The 1,730-nt window shown below is 72.6% G+C and carries 2 protein-coding genes and 1 pseudogene; 1 reads left to right on the forward strand and 2 read right to left on the reverse strand.

All coding sequences use genetic code 11. The annotated features are described in order from the left end of the window. Window positions 1-72 precede the first annotated feature (72 nt). Window positions 73-1,065, forward strand: coding sequence for an iron-containing redox enzyme family protein (locus G3I65_RS14610; protein ID WP_160696592.1), 993 nt, complete (start codon window positions 73-75; stop codon window positions 1,063-1,065). 59 nt (window positions 1,066-1,124) lie between these two features. Here the strand turns inward: G3I65_RS14610 and G3I65_RS56470 are convergent, their stop codons facing one another. Beyond that, entirely contained in the window at window positions 1,125-1,331 is a 207-nt protein-coding gene (locus G3I65_RS56470) for a CDGSH iron-sulfur domain-containing protein (RefSeq protein ID WP_160696593.1), read from the reverse strand. Further along, window positions 1,318-1,730, reverse strand: a pseudogene (locus tag G3I65_RS14620) (methyltransferase); the annotation flags it as partial. The pseudogene G3I65_RS14620 and the gene G3I65_RS56470, both read right to left, overlap by 14 nt.

The following is a 1,730-nucleotide window of genomic DNA, read 5'->3' on the forward strand; positions in this document are numbered from 1 at the left end:
GTGGTCGGCCGGCTCACCGCGCTGACCGTGCCGGCGGGGCATGGAAAGCTGCGCACGGGGTAGCCCGGACCCATGACGACCTCGACCCTCGCGGCGCCCGCTGCCCGCGGCCCGCTTTCGGCGTCCGTGCTGGGCACCCTGCTGCGCGAACGGCCCCGCGCGGACCTCGGCTTCGACGGGCTCGGGGCCGCCGACCCGCTCGGCGACGACGTCCAGCTGGCCCTGCACCTGTGCTACGAACTGCACTACCAGGGCCTGCCCGGGGTTTCGCCCGACTGGGAGTGGGACCCGGAACTGCTGCGCCTGCGCGGGGCGCTGGAGGCGCGTTTCCTCGCGGCCCTGCGCGAAAACGTGCCGGGCGGCGACGACGTCACCGCCGAACTGGACGCGCTGCTGGTCGAGCCGGTCGACGCGCAAGGCGTCTCGCACTTCCTGCGCGACCACGGTGACTGGGAGCAGGTGCGGGAGTACTTCGCGCACCGCTCGGTCTACCACCACAAGGAAGCCGACCCGCACGCGTGGGTGATCCCGCGCCTGCGCGGCCGCGCCAAGGCGGCGCTGGTGGCGGTGGAGTTCGACGAGTTCGGCGGCGGCCGCGCGGAATCGGCGCACTCGCGGCTGTACGCGGATCTCCTGCGCGCCGCCGGCCTGCCGGACGGCTACCTGGAACTCCTCGACCACGCCCCCGCCGAGATGCTGGCGGTGGTCAACATGATGTCCCTGTTCGGCCTGCACCGATCCCTGCGCGGCGCGCTGTGCGGCCACTTCGCGGCGGCCGAGATCACGACCGCGCCGTCCGCGCAGCGGATGGACCAGGCACTCCGGCGCCTCGGCGCTCCGGAGGCGTGCCGGTTCTTCTACACCGAGCACATCGAAGCCGACGCGGTGCACGAACAGGTGATGCGCCACGAGGTGCTCGGCGACCTGCTCGACCAGGAACCGGCGCTGGCCGCGGACGTCGTGTTCGGCATCCAGGCGACGGAGTTCCTCGAAGGCCGGTTCGGTGCGCGGCTGCTGAACCACTGGCGGGCGGGCGAGTCCTCGCTGCGGCTTCCGTTGCCCTGACCCGAGACGTAGTGAATGACTCATTCATGTCGTCCGACGACATGAATGAGTCATTCACGTCACGCGTCCTTGGCGCGCACCCGCTTGCGGTGGCTGGTGTCGCAGAACGGGAACCGCTTGCTCCGCCGGCACGCGCACACCGCGACCACGAACCGGTCGGAGCGCACGACCTCGCCCTCCGGCGTGCGCAGCTCCACCGGGCCCTCCACGAGCACCGGGCCGCCGGGGACCACCGTCACCCGGCGCGGGCGGTCAGCGGTCGGCACGCAGCACCACCAGTTCCTCCGTCCGCTGCCCCGGCGCGATCAGGCCGGCCGCCTCGAGGAACGCCGTCCGTCCGGAAAGGACCGGGCCGAACGGGATCCGGGCGCGCCGGGCCACCGAGACACACAAGCCTTGTGCCGCAAGCAGTTCCCATGATTTATCCACATCGGACAGTGTGGATTGGACGATCAGCAGCGTCCCACCAGGACACAGCAGCGTGCCCGCCGCCGCGCACAGCGGGTCCAGGACCGCGCGGCCGTCCGGGCCCGCGTCCCAGCCACGGGTGGCGCGGACCGTCGCGGCCGGCGCCGGGACGTACGGCGGATTCGCCACCACGACGTCGAACGGCCCGCGTCGCAAAGCCGTCGCGAGATTCCCCCGGCACGGGCGCACCGCGGCCT

Source organism: Amycolatopsis sp. SID8362, assembly GCF_010550475.1.
Taxonomy (GTDB): domain Bacteria; phylum Actinomycetota; class Actinomycetes; order Mycobacteriales; family Pseudonocardiaceae; genus Amycolatopsis; species Amycolatopsis eburnea.